A 15,985-nucleotide genomic window follows, 5' to 3' on the forward strand; every position below is an offset into this window, starting at 1 on the left:
CTGGTTTCGTTATATACTCCGTCGCTATAACAACAACAGGATAAAAGGGCAAAGATGAAGCACGTAGAAATTTATACCGATGGTTCCTGTCTGGGTAACCCCGGCCCCGGAGGTTATGCCGCAGTATTAATTTTCGGTCAACATCGTAAAGAGCTGAGCCAGGGTTATCAGTTGACCACCAACAACCGCATGGAGTTATTGGCAGCAGTAGAAGGTCTGGCGACACTCAGTGAATCTTGTACAGTGGATTTAACTACCGATAGTCAGTATGTTCGTCAAGGCATTAGCCAGTGGATCCATAACTGGCGCAAAAATGGCTGGCGCACCGCCGATAAAAAACCGGTAAAAAATGTCGATTTATGGAAACGACTTGATGAGGCAAGCCACAAACATCAGGTTAAGTGGCATTGGGTAAAAGGTCATTCCGGCCATCCGGAAAACGAACGCTGTGATGAACTGGCGCGCAGTGCCGCCGAGGGCAACAACCTGCTCGAAGATAAAGGCTTTATCGCTACCAACTAACCACCAATTTGCCAATATTGCTATTGCCGGCCAATATTTGATGGGTGTGTTCGATCTGACTGCTATCAAACACCTGTTGAATATTGGCTAACAACTGATTGCGTTTTAGTAAATCACCGAATCGATGGTTGAACAACTGCACCAGTTGCGCCTTATAATCATCTGAACGATTTCGCAGAGTAGACCCTTGTAATTTAACGCGTTTACCCAGCAATAATGCAATATCCAGTTGTTCGGCATAACGTCCGCCTAACATTGCCAATTGGACAATTGTTCCATCCAAGCTAATAGCCTTGAGATTGCGATTTAAGTATGTGGCTCCTACCACATCGATAATCGCATCGACGGCTGTCCATTGTTGACGGATCACCTCTACAAAATCTTCCTTATGATAGTTAATCAGTAAGTCGGCGCCATTAGCATGACACGCAGCGAGCTTTTCATTACTGCTGCTGGTCACCGCCACCAGACAATCAGCATGTTTGGCCAACTGGGTAGCGGCCAACCCAACTCCGCTGGCACCCGCGTGGATTAAGACTTTCTGTTGTGCTTGTAGCTGGCACAGCTCGAACAGTGATTGATAAGCGGTTAGAAACACCTCTGCCATTCCCGCAGCTTGTGCCATTGTCATCTGCTCCGGGATTGCCAACAAATGTCGATAATCAACCACTGCATATTCGGCATAACCGCCACCCGACGTCAGACAAAAAACCTTATCGCCGATGTTCCAGCCCTTCACTTTCGCGCCAACTTCAATAATTTTTCCTGCAATCTCAAGACCTAATATAGTGCTATGCTCGGGCGGAGGCGGGTATTTTCCCTCGGCTTGCAAAACATCTGCCCGGTTGATCCCGAACGCGAATACCTGAACAAGTACTTGGTTGGCGTCGGGAACTGGCTCCTTCATCTGTGCCATTTGCAACTGATAGCCTTGCTTATCAGTTTGATGTTGAATAAATCGCATCTCACTGCACCTCAAATCCACTTAAATTAAGGGCCTCACAGGGTTGATAAATAACCTGTTCAACTATTGCCGCTGACGGCCCTATTTTCAGCCATTGCTGCATTTGGGTAATGGCTTGTGGCGCACCTTCCAACCACACTTCCACCCGCCCGTCAGACAAATTTTTGGCGTAGCCGTTAAGACCTAGCGCCTTGGCTTGCTGTTTGGCACTGGCGCGATAAAAAACACCTTGTACCCGGCCAGATACAAAAGCTTTTATGCAAGAATGATTCATTTGGTATAGGATCCTGTTTTTCCTCTACTTCAGTTGACCATGCTATGTCATCCAGCGTTATTTTGCAGCCCGAGCGTGAAAAATCACTGCTCAGAAAACATCCCTGGGTCTTTTCCCGTGCCATTCGTGAAACTCAGGGCAAACTTCGTAGCGGTGATACTGTCGATGTTTATAGCGATGCAAAGCAGTGGTTGGGTCGTGGCGCCTGGTCACCGGAATCGCAAATTCAGGTACGCATCTGGACATGGGATCAAGATGAAGTCATCGACAATGGCTTTTTCCTGCGCCGTATTGAACGAGCGTTAGCTGGTCGCCAGTTATTGATTGACCAGCACCAACTAAGCGGGTTTAGACTGGTTGCATCCGAATCAGACGGATTACCGGGTATAACGATCGATTATTATAATGGCGTACTGGTATGCCAACTACTTACCGCTGGTGCAGAAAAACATCGCAGTAAAATAGTCTGGGCACTACAAAAATGTTTTCCCGATGCCAGTATCTACGAACGTTCCGATGTGGCGGTACGTGAAAAGGAAGGTTTGCAACAAGTCACTCAGGCTTTGCATGGTGACGTACCTGATGAGGTGACGATCAGTGAAAATGGCGTCAATATTCTGGTCGATATAAAACAGGGTCATAAAACCGGCTTTTATCTCGATCAGCGCGATAATCGCGCCATTGCCGCCGGTTATGCTAAAGGTAAAGACATCCTGAACTGTTTCAGCTATACCGGCACTTTTGGCAGTTATTGCCTGGCCGCTGGCGCCAGACATATTACCCATCTGGACGTCTCTGATCTGGCTTTAAACACTGCCAGACGCAACACCGAAATCAACCAGCTGGATACCAGTCAATGTGATTTTATTAATAAAGACGTATTTGAAGCATTGCGTGAATACCGTGACCAAGGCCGCTATTTTGATATGATAGTGCTCGATCCTCCCAAGTTTGTCGACAGCAAAGCCAGTCTTAATCGGGCCTGCCGCGGCTATAAAGATATCAATATGCTGGCTATGCAAATTTTAAAACCTGACGGGATTTTGCTGACATTTAGCTGCTCGGGATTGATGACCACCGACTTGTTTAACAAGGTGGTAGCCGATGCGGCTTTGGACGCAGGACGAGAGGTTCAATATATCCAGCGCATGACTCAAGCCGCCGATCATCCAATCAGCTCCGCCTTTCCGGAAGGATTTTACCTGAAAGGTATGGTGTGCCGGGTGTTATGATACATACAACCAAGAGTAACGGGCTTAAAGTCGCGAGCTAAATGACTGGCACCCCGCTAACAACATGCGGGGATGACAAATTAAAAGCAGGATCATGCTGTGTATCAGGGGGGCAATAACTATTCGACCTGCACCTTCCACGAGCTCAGGATGCCCGGACTTGAGGTAGTCAATAGTCTTAGAATGGCAGGGGTTTATTTTTGCTCGTAACCCGAAGCTCGCCACTCGCAGCTATATTATGTGGAATATCGATATTTCGAGACCAACTACTTCATTTCAACAATTTCGACACCGACAACAAAACTGTCCTGGGTTTGTTCTTCACACCGCACCACTTTGCTATCAGCTATTAACGAAGGAATTTGGCTGCTGGTTGATTCTATCGAGACCTGTACTTTAGTACCCAGTTCAATCGGCTCATCAACTTCAAAGGACATACCTGTAGCACTGATATCATGGCATACCGCCGATATGGTACGACTGGATTGTTCATCATTAATGGTGAGCTCACACCCTGAATTGACCATCATGCGAAAAAAATTTCGTTTGTCATCGTACCCTAGCATGTTGTCTTCTCCTTCGTTTAATACTACCAATACAAGGTTATATTAACCTTAGTTCACAAAGTCAACGGCTAAAAGCTAGCCAGATGATTGATTATGCGTTTTTCACTGACTGGATAAGCCGTTCCCAATTGCTGGGCAAATAATGAGACTCGTAATTCCTCTAGCATCCAGCGCGCTTGGTCTATTTCTTGCGGTATTGCCTGTCCAATCGGCACCTTATTTTTGGCAGCATCGATGGCTTGCTGAACTTTCTCGACTGTTAACTGTTGCAACCTATCTTTATTCGGATCAATGGGTAATTTCTCTAGCCTGCGTTCAATACCCTGAATATAGCGTTGCCAATCCACCAGTTTGTCTGCACCAATACGGGTAACAAAGCCGGCAAACACTAACCCGTTAAGTTGTTGCTGAATATCACCATGGGCGCTGATCATATTCAGCGGAACATTGCCCTTCATTTTCTTCTTGATTTGGTGAGCGGTTGTCAATCCGGGTTCTATTGCGGTGGCAATCTGCAATACGCGATCATTCAATTCAGCCCGAACCCAGTCACAGGCCTGCTTAAAGCTGTCCGGATCACGGATATCACTAAATTTTTCGGATAATAGCTGGTCAATTGCCGCATCGATACAGTCATCGATCAAAGCTTTAATCTGTCCAAAAGGATTAAAATACAAACCCAGCTTGGCCTTGTTGGGCAGTTTTTCCTGTAGATACTTAACCGGTGAAGGAATATTTAACCGCAATAAACGTCGCAAACCTGCCTGCTGGGATATCACCGCCTGATGGGGTTGATCAAAGAGTTTGATCGCTACCGTTTTACCGTTATCTACCAGCGCCGGATACGCCTTAACCTGGTAATCTCCGCGATCTTCACTGAATTCTTGCTGCAAGGGGCCAAAACTCCATTCAGTCAAATTCTTTTGCTCGACTTGCGGCGTCGCGACCTGGCGTAAACTGCTTTTAACCTTGTCACTAAGCTTATGCTGTAGCTCGGCCAGATCGCGTCCCTGCGCAACCAGTTTGTGATTATCTAATACCTTGAAATTGAATTTAAGATGATCCGGTAATTTGTCCACCGGCCACTCATCTGGTGTTACTTCAACCCCTGTCATGCGTTTCAGTTTATGACTTAATGCCTGTAGAAAAGGTTGTTCAGAGGGAGCCATATCAGCCATACAGGCTTCAGCATAATTCGGTGCCGGTACAAAGTTTTTACGCAGACCTTTGGGAAGCAACTTAATCAAATTCAGAATAAGCTCGTAACGTAACCCTGGCACCAGCCAGTCAAATCCCTGAGCCTGCAGCTGGTTAAGCAAGGGCAACGGCACTAGAATACTCACACCGTCATCCACTGCAGCTGGGGAAAACTGATAGTCCAGCGGCAAGTGCAAATTGCCTTGTTGCCAACTTTCGGGGTAATTCAGCGGATTCACATGCTCCGCATCATGTTTCATTAATGATGCGGGATCAAAATGCAATAACTGAGGTTGCTGCTTGACAACTTTTTTCCACCAGTTGCGGAAACTGACTTCGTTACAAATATGCTCCGGCAGTTTTTGCTGATAAAACTGCTGCATAGTCTGATCATCAACCAGCACATCACGGCGGCGAGACTTATCTTCTAACGCCTGAATATCGTCTACCAGTTGTTGATTATGTTGCAAGAACGGTAAATTAAGCTTGTTGTCCCCTTCCACCAGCGCGTTCTGAATAAACAGCTCCCGACACAGCAATGGATCGATTGCACTGTAGTTGACAGTGCGCTTTATCACTATGGGTAAACCATACAAATTAACATTTTCATAAGCCATGACCGCCCCGCGTTTTTTTGACCAGTGAGGCTCTGAATAACTGCTTTTTGTCAAATGGGATGCCAGAGGCTCAATCCATTCCGGCTGTATTTTAGCGGCAATACGCCCAAATAGTCTGGAGGTTTCTACCAACTCTGCCACCATCACCCAGGCTGGCGATTTTTTTGCCAGAGGCGAACCGGGAAAAATCATAAAACGGGCATTGCGCGCACCAAGATACATCCGCTCCGGTTCCTTGTTACCGATATGCGATAGCAAACCGGACAATAATGCCTGATGGATCGCCGGATAATCGGCAGGGGTGGAATTGAGTCTGAAGCCAATTTCCGCAATAGCCTTTTTTAGCTGACTAACGATATCCTGCCATTCACGCATGCGCAGATAATTGATAAAAACCTGTTTGCACCATTTGCGTAACTGGCTATTAGTCAGGTCTTTCTGTTGCTGCCGGAAGGCCAGCCACAAATTAAACAGACTGATAAAATCCGACTCGCTATCAGCAAATTCGCTATGCTGCTGATCGGCAGCTTGTCGCTTGTCTTGTGGGCGTTCTCGTGGATCCTGAATGCTCATTCCAGCAGCTATAATCAGCACTTCGGACAAACTGCCTAATTCGGCACTTTGTACCACCATACGGGCATAGCGGGGATCGATAGGCAAGCGAGCAATTTGCCGCCCTGTCTGGGTCAGTTTTTTCTGGCCCTTATGGCTGGTTATTGCCTGAATTTCTTCCAGCAAACGGAAACCGTCGTTAATCTGCCTATTATCCGGTGCTTCAACAAAGGGAAATTGATCTATCTCCCCCAATCCCAAGGCCAGCATTTGCAAGATAACGGACGCCAGATTGGTGCGTAATATTTCCGGAGTGGTAAATTCGTCCCGACTCAAAAAGTCCTGCTCGGAATACAGCCGAATGCAAATACCGGCAGAAACCCGCCCACACCGGCCGGAACGCTGATTGGCCGATGCCTGGGAGATTGCCTCGATAGGTAAACGCTGAACCTTGCTGCGAAAACTGTAACGGGAAATCCTGGCCGTGCCCGGATCGATAACGTATTTAATTCCGGGTACCGTCAATGACGTTTCTGCTACATTGGTCGCCAGGACAATACGACGCCCGGCATGACTTTGGAAAATACGGTTTTGTTCCGCAGCAGATAATCTGGCATACAATGGCACGACTTCAGTGTGACGCAGCTGACGACGATTCAGCGCGTCAGCGGTATCGCGGATTTCCCGTTCACCGCTAAGAAACACCAGAATATCTCCCTGACTCTCGCGACTGAGTTCATCCACTGCGTTAATGATACCCTGGGTTTGATCGACGCCATCCCCCTCGCTGTCAGCCATTTCATGTAAAGGCCGATAACGCACTTCTACAGGAAAAGTACGGCCACTGACCTGAAACACCGGCGCATCATCAAAATGACGGGCAAAGCGCTCGGGATCAATGGTCGCCGAGGTAATAATCAACTTCAAATCCGGACGTTTGGGTAACAGCTGTTTTAAATAACCGAGGATAAAATCTATATTGAGGCTACGTTCGTGGGCTTCATCAATAATAATAGTGTCATATTGATTTAGAAAACGATCCTGCTGGATCTCGGCCAGCAAAATACCGTCGGTCATCAGTTTGATATAACTACGCTCACTGACCTGATCAGAAAAACGAATTTTAAAACCGACTTTTTCACCCAGTGGCGTTTGCAGCTCTTCAGCAATACGGTTAGCGACGGTTCTGGCGGCCAATCTGCGCGGTTGAGTATGGCCAATTAAGCCGTGGATCCCCCTGCCCGCCTCAAGGCATATTTTCGGCAACTGGGTGGTTTTACCCGACCCTGTCTCTCCGGCAATAATCACTACCTGATGCTGTTTAATCGCCTCAATAAGCTCGTCTTTATGCTCACTGACGGGTAACGGCGGATAGCTGATAGCAGGGCATTGCGCTTGCCGCAATTGGGCAGTCTGTATCGATCGCTCAATATCTTGTTGCAACTGTTGGCTCTTTTCTGGCTGCTGACTTTTATCCAGCCGCTTAAGGCCCTGGATACGTTGACGAAAACGATGCCTGTGCATCGTCATAGTGGCAGCAAGAAGTGGATATAGCGAATGAGTTGAAACAGACAAAAAAACGGCTCCTATTTATGCAGGAGCCGATCCTAGAAGAAGTGATTGTTGATTACCAGCGAATATAGCCGCTTGTTTGTTTTCGATGAGGCTAACCGGCTTTTTTATAGGCGTCTTTAAGGTGCATGCCGATGGCTTTTAGCACATCCGCCCGGCAAATAGATCCGACTAACAAGCCATCATCATCCACAATCGGATAAACTTTCGGCTTGGCGCCTAACATCTGTTGCGCCAGATCCAGTACAGAGTCATAGGGTTTTAGGGATAATACCTCAGTGCGCATTATATCCTCTACGTGGGCGGCCTGTTCGTTGTAGTAGCTGCATTCAACCATTTTAGCCAGACAGTCCTGCTCGGATAAAAATCCCACTAACCGTCCTCGACCATCAACCACTGGTCCACCGGGATAATGGCTGTTAACTAATTTTTCTACCGCTTCAGCAACGGTCATGGTGCGATTCAATGTAACGGGGTGAGTATTCATATAGTCACCGACTTTAAGTGATTCCATCAGCAATCCTCAATTTGGTTGCATATTTTATTGTCACTTCAAAGATAGACCCTAAGCATATATTTTTGCGAGGTTTTCAAGAAAATTATTACATTCCTGTAACATTTATCTGGAGAAATCTCTGTCCCGCGACGGGAGGGCCTAATAATCTTCCATCTTCGCTCGATATGGACAAGACTATTTGATAATTCTGCGTGCAACGTTTACCCGCTAACGCCGGTAGTTTAGTATCTGTTGAAATATTTTAATAAACTGCTGTTGGTTACAAAACAATAACAACCAGCAACTAAAGGGTAATCAATAACAACCGATGACAACTAATACAACACCAACAATTCTGTGGCACGACTACGAAACGTGGGGAGCGAATCCCCAAAAAGACCACCCCGCCCAATTTGCTGCCATTCGTACTGATCTTGATTTGAATCCAGTTGGCAAGCCCAGTATGTTTTTTTGTCAACCGCCAACCGATTCGTTGCCCCACCCCCAAGCTTGCCTGATCACCGGTATAACGCCACAACAAGCCATGCAGCAAGGACACTGCGAAGCAGAATTTATGCAAAAAGTGGATGAATTAATGAGTCAACCACAAACCTGTGTCGCCGGATATAACAGTATCCGCTTTGATGACGAGGTTACGCGTTATGGTTTGTATCGTAATTTATTTGATCCTTATGCCCGTGAATGGCAAAACGGTAATAGTCGCTGGGATATTATCGATATGCTAAGGGCGTGCTACGCGTTAAGACCTGAGGGAATTGAATGGCCAATGCGGGACGATGGCAGCCCCAGTTTTAGACTGGAGCATCTGACCGCTGCTAATGGTATTGGCCACGAAGATGCGCACGACGCGCTATCTGACGTACGGGCGACTATCGCGATGGCACGGTTGGTAAAAGACAAGCAACCCAAGCTGTATGATTACCTGTTTAATTTGCGTATCAAAAAAAATGTCGCCGCCCAAATTAGTATTGGCAGCTATACACCTTTAGTACACATTTCATCCAAGCTCCCGGCTACTCATGGTTGCTGCACCTGGGTGGTCCCCATTTGTTTTCATCCCACCAACAAAAATGCGGTTATTGTGTTGAATCTGGCACTGGATCCCGAACCCTTATTTGAATTAAATGCTGAGCAGCTAAAGCAAAAGCTCTATCAGTCCAGCGAAATGCTGGAAGAAGGTGAACAACGTCTGCCAATCAAACTGATCCATCTGAATAAATGCCCGGTCATTGCTCCGGCCAAAACGCTGGATGAAACTAACGCCAAACGACTGGGGATTGATCGCCAACAATGTCTGGCTAATCTGCAAAAAATCAAACAGCAAGCGGATCTAACCGAAAAACTCACCGATGTTTACCGGCTATCGGAACGTAACGATGAGCTGGATGCCGACTATGCCTTATACAGTGGCGGATTTTTCAGTGATGCTGATCGCAGTAAAATGCAACAGATCCGCAGCATGGATCCAGTACAGCTCGCTGGAAAAGACTGGCAGTTCGACGATAAACGCCTGCCGCTGATGTTATTTCGCTACCGGGCCAGAAATTATCCCGCGACTCTCAGCGCCAGCGAAATGGACAAATGGCAGCAGCATCGTCAGCAGAAACTGATGGATAGCGGCCCCTTAACTTTGCCTTCTTTCTATGCCGAACTTAATTCTTTGGCAGAACAATACGCTCAGGACACAAAAAAACTGGCAATCATCAAAGCCCTATATCAATATGGTGAAGTTTTGTAAGTAAGCTTTAAAATTCTGTGGCCGATAAACTATAGGATTGATGTCAACAGGCAGGTGATATGCGAGGAATATATTTAAGTAATTTAGACGATGAGCGCTATCTGGATTTGATTATTCATCCGGATGAAGTAGACGCTGACAGTTTGAACGAAAAAAGTCTTTTTGCCTATATCAAAGAAAAATACGCAGACTTTTACTTGTTTGAAGATACTGTGCGTATCGCCTTTAAAGCCTATACAACCGCTGCACGCAATAGCAATACCGATCCGATCAAAGAGCGTATTGCGGAAAAACGTGATGCCGAAATCAAGTTTATTATTGGCTCTGATGATATGAGCGCCAATCTGGAGATTGTCTGTGCTTTTGGTGGTAAACACGTCACACCGACCTATCTGTTATCCAAAGCCAAACATGCCGGTATCGAACGGGGGTTGAGCTCCAAGCGTATTATCGATATGGCCACCCGGGCCAGAACAGGTAAACCAGGCACAGTATTGAACGAACTTATCGCCAAAGGACTGCCTCCGCGCAAAGGTAAAAACTCCAAGCTGGTACCACTAGTCCCAAACGCGCTGGAGCGTATTCTGCAGCCACAGACTGTCAGCACCAGTCGGGTTGATATGCGCGATTTAGGCGAGATTATTTGCGTTAAACCCGGCGTGGAAATTCTGGAACGTCAGGCCCCTACCAAAGGGCGCAAGGGATATACGGTGCGCGGTGGTACTATTGATTCCACTGAAGGTGAATGGATTAAACTCAAGCCCGGCGACGGCACTTATATCAGTGACGATACTCCCAATATTTTACGCGCCGAAATCGCCGGTATGCCCAAGTTCAAAGACGGTAAAATGTGGGTGGATGAAACCTTCGTTTGCAAAGGCGTTAATATAGGTACCGGCAATGTCAACTACGACGGTGCAGTGATCGTCAATGGCGATGTGACCGAGAAAATGAAGATCATCGCAACCGGCGATATCACAATTAACGGTTTTGTTGAATCCGCCCATATCGAGTCCGGCGGCGATATCATTATCACCCAGGGTGCAATGGGAAAATATGATGAAGAGGAAGAACAGCAATACAGCGGCAAACTGATTGCCGATGGCGGCATCCATATCGAACATGGTCAGGGGCTGGATATTATCTGTAACGGCAATGTGTCCGTAGGTAAACAACTGGCTTATAGCCGGATTAAATGTCGCGGCAGCATCACCGTGGGCCCCATAGATAACCCTAATGGCAATTTATTTGCCTGCGAAATTCAATGTGAAGATGTCATCAAATCAGGTACGCTCGGTGCCATATCCGGTAGTAACTTGTTTATCGATTTTAGCGATGGTTTTAACTTGTTAACCGAGCGCATCGATACTGTTGAGGAATTAATGGTGGAGCTGAAAAACCATGTTCAGCGTCATCAGGCAGAGATGACATCGATGAAATCCAGAACCATACCGGCGGAACTGCGTTCAAAGCTGGACAAACTGCTTGGAAAATATCGCGACGAACGCACCATGTTGCAGCAACTTATCAGCAAGTCCAGTCAATTGAAATTGGCCAAAGAACGCTATGTTGAACAAATTCAGCTCAATGCCAATAAAAAGCTCTATCCCGGTGTTGTGGTTAAACTGAATAACCGAACCTGGAAAGCGGATCGGGAATATTCATCAGCCAAAATTCATTATTTCGAACATCAATGGCAATTTGATACGCTATAAAATGCCAGATCTTTGATTCTCACTTGCGTCAAATCAAGCCGCCTGTTCTGATGCGTGAATTTGATTGAGTATTTCATACAAACCGGTTTCATCCACCTCCAGTTGCTTGTCGGTATTATCCGGTTTTCGCAACTTTTGCTGAGCACTCAGCGGACTATTGTTAATGACATCCTCATCAATATGCATACTATCGTTACGCAGTGACAAAGGACCAGGATGCATAATTTGATAAAGCCTGGCATCGCCAGGTCTTTTATCGCCCAGCATACTGTTTATCTGGCCAAGCTGTTGCCAATCGCGGGCCTCGGCTTTAAGTGGTGTAACTGGATAACAGCTCAGTCCTGACGAGGCAGGATCGAACGCAGCTGACGCCGCTTCTGCGTCATCATGAATATGCAGCCGATCCAGATAATTCTGTTCCAGCATCGCCAACAACAAGCTGAATTGCTGTTGGCTTTGCTGATTCAGGGCGCTGGATAACCGGCCACTAAACTCGATATCATTAATTGAGCTGATTGCTGGATTCATCTGTAATATTTTTATAAAGTTCCAGCTTATATATCGTAGAATGCGAACAAATCTTAACGACGAACCGTTAAAAGATATGACATTAGGTAAGCACCTTAATACCTATCTATTTTTGTTAATCTTGCTTTCGAGTTCTTTATCAATAAATATGTCATATCTGCATCGACTCTCTTTAACCCAACAGGAGCGCACAACCGCCCATGGATAAAATGACCTATCATGATAAACGCGTACTTATCGTAGATGATCACAGGCCATTCCTATTAATGTTGCGCAGCTCGCTCAATACGCTGGGTGTCAGCGCTGTTACCCTGGCCGAAAGTGGTCAGGAAGCGGTTGAAGCTTGTAATCGCACCCTGTTCGACATTGTTATATCAGATCTGAATCTAGGTAATAACAGGCAAAACGGCCTGCAATTACTGCAGGAACTAAGGGTGAAAAAACTGCTCAGCCCTGACGCTATTTTTATTATGATTAGTGGCGATACCGAGCGCCCTATGGTCATCGGCCGCATAGAAGAGCAACCGGACGACTACCTGATCAAACCTTTTTCGCAGGCACAACTGGGTAACAGGTTAAGCAAAGCCGAAACGAAGCGAAAAGCGTTACGCCCCTTGTATATCAAATTGATGAACGAGGACGTCAAAGGCGCCATACTGGCCTGTAAGGATGCTATCACCTCGGGTAGCCGTTATCGTCAATATTGTTCGTTAGTGATGACAGAACTGCTGTGGCGTGAAGATAAATTTGACGTGGCGCTATCAGTATTGGAACCGCTGGTGCGCGACTCGCAACTGCCCTGGGCAGTGATGGCCATGGCCAAAACCATGATGTATATGCGCCAGTTTGAAGAAGCCATTAATCTGGCCAAAACCATTCTGGATAATCGAATATTGGCAGCCGATTCCCACGAAATATTGGCCCAGTGCTACTTACGTACCGAGAAACTGGAAGAGGCCTGTATAGAAATCAAGAAGGCCATTGAACTGTCGCCCCATTCGATTGAGCGTCAATATTTGGGCTGCGAGATTGCCCAGGCAAGCGGAGACTACGACTTTGCTAAAAATTGCTGTTTAGCCATTCTTGAACAGTCCCGCCACTCTGTGCACAAGAATATTGCTCATATGTGTAACTATATTCGCAGCATCCTGGAATTGGCTGAACATGCCACCGACAAAAAATCCGGCAATAAATTTCATCAGGATGCGATTTTGGCGCTGCAGCGACAAAAGCAGACTGAACTGGTTAAAAATAGCCCGCAACCTTTCGATTTTGATGCCTTTGAAAATATCGTGTCAGCCAGAATAAATGTGATACAAGGCAAGCTGATTAATGCCCGTCGAGCGCTGTGTGAGTCACAACAGCAGATTGAACAGAATCATGACGAGTTTCCCATGTCACTAGCACCGGACAGTCTCAAGGTGATGTTCGATTTAGGTGAATATGAACAGGCTTCTTCCCTGATGGAAAAGATGAAGACCAGTCCAACATCCTCCGATCCCAATACGCAGCGTTTATTACAACAGGCCATCTCTAACGCCAAACGTCCCGGAGGTGATTACAACAAACTACGTCAAAAAGGTATAGACTGCTACAATCAGGGTCAGTATCAGCAAGCCTATGATATTTTTCATCTGGCGTTGAAAGTCGCACCGATGAATACAGGACTGGTGTTAAATCTGCTACAGGTTATAGTGAAGTTATTAGCTCAGAAAAGTAAGCCGGATCCTGAATTGAAACTGGAATGTAGGCAGCTTTTTCGTTCCGTCGAGGGGCTGCATTTGCCCGAATCCCATCGCGATAAACTGGTTGCACTGAGCCAGGAATTGCAACCTTATCTAGGATAGATTTAATGTATAAGATGTTATTAAGTAGCGCTGTTTTAGTCTTGGCCGGTTGTGCCCAACAGCCACAAAGTTGCGAGCAAATTCTCGAAGTAAAAGAGCAACAACTGGAATGTAAAAAATTACAATTCCAGATCCAGAACAATAAAAACCCTCAACAAGTGACCGAAGCCAAACGTCGCTTTGAAGAATCCTGTACCGAATTACGTTATTACCGCGATCAATACGATACCATCTGTAAAGGTAATGAAACCCCGATTGGTGAGCAGAAAGAACAACCTTAACGGTTTAAAGCTTGTCCTCGATTTTGGCCACTATTGCCTTGGCAATAGGGATAGACGAGGTCGCTGCCGGACTGGGTGCATTACCGACATGCAAGCATCGCCGGGTTTGAATAAACTCGAAATCATGCAGCAGCTCTCCCCGGCGGGATACCGCTTGCGCCCTCACTCCACTGGGATAGGGGCGCAAATCATCCAAGCTTAACGATGGGCAATACTTTTGTGCCAACTTTAAGTATTGCGACTTGAATAAGGAGTTTTTTAATTCCTGCAAACCACTTTTAGCATGCCGACCAACTAACGGCCAAAATCCGCTGAATCCCAACATACTTAGCGTATCAGACAGATTAAAATCGCCTTTGTTGTACCCTTCCCTTTGCCACGCCAGTACAGCATTCGGCCCTAGTGTAACCGTTCCGTTAATCATTCGAGTTAGATGTACGCCTAGAAATGGCAACGCAGGATCCGGAATGGGATAAATCAGGTGCTCAATCAGCTGATTATATTTATCCGCAAGTTGATAGTATTCGCCTCGAAACGGAATAATCCGAAAATCAGGCTCAAGGCCCGATAAAGTGATTAACCTGTCAGCCATCAAACCACCACAGACCACCAATGTAGATGCATAGAACTGTTTTTCCGCGCAACACACAACAACCTGTTCTGGCTGCTCGTTAATTGCCGTTACACTGTGTTGGTAACGAATTTCACAACCATTATGTTGGGCAATATCTATCATCCGTTGAGTAACTTGCTGATAATCGACAATGCCAGTTTGTTTAATCCAGATCGCGCCCGAGCCTGCAATAACAGGTTCTTTGTGCTGCAATTGCTGTGCATCCAGATAAACCGGCGTCAACAGATTTTGTTCACAACGCTTAAACAGCGCTTCCATTCGCTGATGTTCAACTTCGTTGCAGGCAACCAATAATTTCCCGCATTGCAGGTAAGGGATCTGATATTGCTGACAGAAACTGATTGTCTGTTGCAGTCCTTCACGGCAATAGCGGGCTTTAAGGCTATCTGGCGGGTAATAAACACCAGCATGGATCACACCCGAATTCCGGCCGGTTTGATGCAATGCCGGCTGCGGTTCTTTTTCCAGCATCAGCACTTTTTTACCGGGATACTGTTGCGTAATCTGCCACGCGGTGGCGGCGCCTACAATACCGGCACCGATAATAATGACGTCATAATGCATCGGGTGTGATAACCAGCAAATCCGTTACACCTACATCCAGTTCCAGCTGTGACAGCAAAGTAGTTAATTGACCACGATGATGGGTTTGGTGATTAAAAAAGTGCTGCAATAAAAATCCCAGTTTCTTGTTAAATGGCTGGCCTTTGGTATTGGTATAAACTAGCACTTTATCCAGATCTTTTTCTTGCAGCGCGTTGCAAAGCTCAATAATGAGCTGATCAAGCTCTCGTCGAGCATCCTGTAAGGAATTAAAGTCTGGATAAAGAATACTGGATAGCGTTTGTGGCTGGGGAAAGGTTCCAAGTGCTTGCAATAATGCGCTAACGGGCGTGGAATGTTTTTTAAACCGGTTCAGCCAAATGAGGTCAGCCACCATAATATGGTTCAGAGTGCCGGAGATCGAACTAAAAAAAGCTCCCCGCGCTGCTGAAAATGCCGTTTCATCTAATTGCCCTACTACTGAATATAAACGCTGGTTTATCCACTGGTTATATTCAGCTGCCAAGACAATATGTGACTTTATTGTGTAAGAAGTTTGTTGCATAACACCTCATTTTACCCACAGAGTGGGAGCGGTTAAAAACTTTGCCAATTTTATATGACTAATAGTATTCACATTTACGCGTCAGTCACCCATAATTGCGCCGCTTTTATTATTCATCCAT

Annotated in this window: 14 protein-coding genes; 6 read left to right on the forward strand and 8 right to left on the reverse strand. The window is 46.2% G+C overall.

What is annotated here, in order from left to right:
• Positions 1 to 54 precede the first annotated feature (54 nt).
• Complete coding sequence (rnhA, locus tag V1467_RS10255) at positions 55 to 522, forward strand: ribonuclease HI (RefSeq protein WP_416304887.1); 468 nt, start codon at positions 55 to 57, stop codon at positions 520 to 522.
• Here rnhA and V1467_RS10260 read toward each other — a convergent pair.
• Both V1467_RS10260 and V1467_RS10265 read right to left on the reverse strand, forming a co-directional pair.
• The gene (locus V1467_RS10260) at positions 512 to 1,486 is read right to left on the reverse strand and encodes an NAD(P)H-quinone oxidoreductase (RefSeq protein ID WP_416304888.1); all 975 of its coding nucleotides are present in this window, start codon (positions 1,484 to 1,486) and stop codon (positions 512 to 514) included. The genes rnhA and V1467_RS10260 overlap by 11 nt on opposite strands.
• A 1-nt stretch (position 1,487) precedes the next feature.
• Positions 1,488 to 1,760, reverse strand: a complete 273-nt coding sequence (locus V1467_RS10265; protein WP_416304889.1) for an acylphosphatase — start codon at positions 1,758 to 1,760, stop codon at positions 1,488 to 1,490.
• A gap of 44 nt (positions 1,761 to 1,804) precedes the next feature.
• Here V1467_RS10265 and V1467_RS10270 point away from each other — a divergent pair, with 44 nt between their 5' ends.
• Positions 1,805 to 2,992, forward strand: a complete 1,188-nt coding sequence (locus V1467_RS10270) for a class I SAM-dependent rRNA methyltransferase (protein ID WP_416304890.1) — start codon at positions 1,805 to 1,807, stop codon at positions 2,990 to 2,992.
• 266 nt (positions 2,993 to 3,258) lie between these two features.
• Here the strand turns inward: V1467_RS10270 and V1467_RS10275 are convergent, their stop codons facing one another.
• The 3 genes from V1467_RS10275 to V1467_RS10285 all read right to left on the reverse strand — a co-directional run bounded on the left by V1467_RS10275 (position 3,259) and on the right by V1467_RS10285 (position 8,010).
• Positions 3,259 to 3,558 (reverse strand): PilZ domain-containing protein, encoded by a 300-nt coding sequence (locus tag V1467_RS10275; RefSeq protein WP_416304891.1) that lies wholly within the window; start codon positions 3,556 to 3,558, stop codon positions 3,259 to 3,261.
• A gap of 68 nt (positions 3,559 to 3,626) precedes the next feature.
• Positions 3,627 to 7,499: an ATP-dependent RNA helicase HrpA gene (hrpA, locus tag V1467_RS10280; RefSeq protein ID WP_416304892.1), complete on the reverse strand. Its 3,873-nt coding sequence runs from the start codon at positions 7,497 to 7,499 to the stop codon at positions 3,627 to 3,629.
• A gap of 91 nt (positions 7,500 to 7,590) precedes the next feature.
• Complete coding sequence (locus V1467_RS10285) at positions 7,591 to 8,010, reverse strand: CBS domain-containing protein (protein WP_416304893.1); 420 nt, start codon at positions 8,008 to 8,010, stop codon at positions 7,591 to 7,593.
• Between the two features lie 310 nt (positions 8,011 to 8,320).
• Between V1467_RS10285 and sbcB the strand changes: the two genes are divergently transcribed.
• Together sbcB and V1467_RS10295 are read left to right on the forward strand one after the other, a co-directional pair.
• Complete coding sequence (gene sbcB, locus V1467_RS10290; RefSeq protein ID WP_416304894.1) at positions 8,321 to 9,751, forward strand: exodeoxyribonuclease I; 1,431 nt, start codon at positions 8,321 to 8,323, stop codon at positions 9,749 to 9,751.
• Positions 9,752 to 9,810: 59 nt separating this feature from the next.
• Positions 9,811 to 11,466: a DUF342 domain-containing protein gene (locus V1467_RS10295; RefSeq protein WP_416304895.1), complete on the forward strand. Its 1,656-nt coding sequence runs from the start codon at positions 9,811 to 9,813 to the stop codon at positions 11,464 to 11,466.
• Between the two features lie 33 nt (positions 11,467 to 11,499).
• On the opposite strand, the gene V1467_RS10300 is transcribed toward V1467_RS10295, so the two are convergent.
• Entirely contained in the window at positions 11,500 to 11,994 is a 495-nt protein-coding gene (locus tag V1467_RS10300; RefSeq protein ID WP_416304896.1) for a VC2046/SO_2500 family protein, read from the reverse strand.
• A 200-nt stretch (positions 11,995 to 12,194) separates the two neighbouring features.
• Between V1467_RS10300 and V1467_RS10305 the strand changes: the two genes are divergently transcribed.
• Together V1467_RS10305 and V1467_RS10310 are read left to right on the forward strand one after the other, a co-directional pair.
• Complete coding sequence (locus V1467_RS10305) at positions 12,195 to 13,841, forward strand: response regulator (RefSeq protein WP_416304897.1); 1,647 nt, start codon at positions 12,195 to 12,197, stop codon at positions 13,839 to 13,841.
• 5 nt (positions 13,842 to 13,846) lie between these two features.
• Positions 13,847 to 14,122 carry a hypothetical protein gene (locus V1467_RS10310; RefSeq protein WP_416304898.1) on the forward strand — a complete coding sequence of 92 codons (276 nt, stop codon included), beginning with the start codon at positions 13,847 to 13,849 and terminating at the stop codon, positions 14,120 to 14,122.
• A gap of 4 nt (positions 14,123 to 14,126) precedes the next feature.
• Here the strand turns inward: V1467_RS10310 and lhgO are convergent, their stop codons facing one another.
• Together lhgO and V1467_RS10320 are read right to left on the reverse strand one after the other, a co-directional pair.
• Positions 14,127 to 15,320, reverse strand: a complete 1,194-nt coding sequence (lhgO, locus tag V1467_RS10315; RefSeq protein ID WP_416304899.1) for an L-2-hydroxyglutarate oxidase — start codon at positions 15,318 to 15,320, stop codon at positions 14,127 to 14,129.
• The gene (locus V1467_RS10320; RefSeq protein WP_416304900.1) at positions 15,310 to 15,864 is read right to left on the reverse strand and encodes a DinB family protein; all 555 of its coding nucleotides are present in this window, start codon (positions 15,862 to 15,864) and stop codon (positions 15,310 to 15,312) included. Before V1467_RS10320 ends, lhgO begins: the two co-directional genes overlap by 11 nt.
• Between the last annotated feature and the right edge of the window lie 121 nt (positions 15,865 to 15,985).

This window comes from Neptunicella plasticusilytica (genome assembly GCF_047922965.1).
GTDB classification, from domain to species: Bacteria; Pseudomonadota; Gammaproteobacteria; order Enterobacterales; family Alteromonadaceae; genus Neptunicella; species Neptunicella plasticusilytica.

Excerpts from the sequence above, each read along its gene's own strand:
- V1467_RS10285 (WP_416304893.1), bottom strand. The coding sequence starts at position 8,010 with ATGGAATCACTTAAAGTCGGTGACTATATGAATACTCACCCCGTTACA.
- V1467_RS10320 (WP_416304900.1), bottom strand. The coding sequence starts at position 15,864 with ATGCAACAAACTTCTTACACAATAAAGTCACATATTGTCTTGGCAGCT.
- sbcB (WP_416304894.1), top strand. The coding sequence starts at position 8,321 with ATGACAACTAATACAACACCAACAATTCTGTGGCACGACTACGAAACG.
- V1467_RS10260 (WP_416304888.1), bottom strand. The coding sequence starts at position 1,486 with ATGCGATTTATTCAACATCAAACTGATAAGCAAGGCTATCAGTTGCAA.
- V1467_RS10300 (WP_416304896.1), bottom strand. The coding sequence starts at position 11,994 with ATGAATCCAGCAATCAGCTCAATTAATGATATCGAGTTTAGTGGCCGG.
- V1467_RS10305 (WP_416304897.1), top strand. The coding sequence starts at position 12,195 with ATGGATAAAATGACCTATCATGATAAACGCGTACTTATCGTAGATGAT.
- V1467_RS10295 (WP_416304895.1), top strand. The coding sequence starts at position 9,811 with ATGCGAGGAATATATTTAAGTAATTTAGACGATGAGCGCTATCTGGAT.
- lhgO (WP_416304899.1), bottom strand. The coding sequence starts at position 15,320 with ATGCATTATGACGTCATTATTATCGGTGCCGGTATTGTAGGCGCCGCC.
- V1467_RS10310 (WP_416304898.1), top strand. The coding sequence starts at position 13,847 with ATGTATAAGATGTTATTAAGTAGCGCTGTTTTAGTCTTGGCCGGTTGT.
- V1467_RS10275 (WP_416304891.1), bottom strand. The coding sequence starts at position 3,558 with ATGCTAGGGTACGATGACAAACGAAATTTTTTTCGCATGATGGTCAAT.
- V1467_RS10270 (WP_416304890.1), top strand. The coding sequence starts at position 1,805 with ATGTCATCCAGCGTTATTTTGCAGCCCGAGCGTGAAAAATCACTGCTC.
- V1467_RS10265 (WP_416304889.1), bottom strand. The coding sequence starts at position 1,760 with ATGAATCATTCTTGCATAAAAGCTTTTGTATCTGGCCGGGTACAAGGT.
- rnhA (WP_416304887.1), top strand. The coding sequence starts at position 55 with ATGAAGCACGTAGAAATTTATACCGATGGTTCCTGTCTGGGTAACCCC.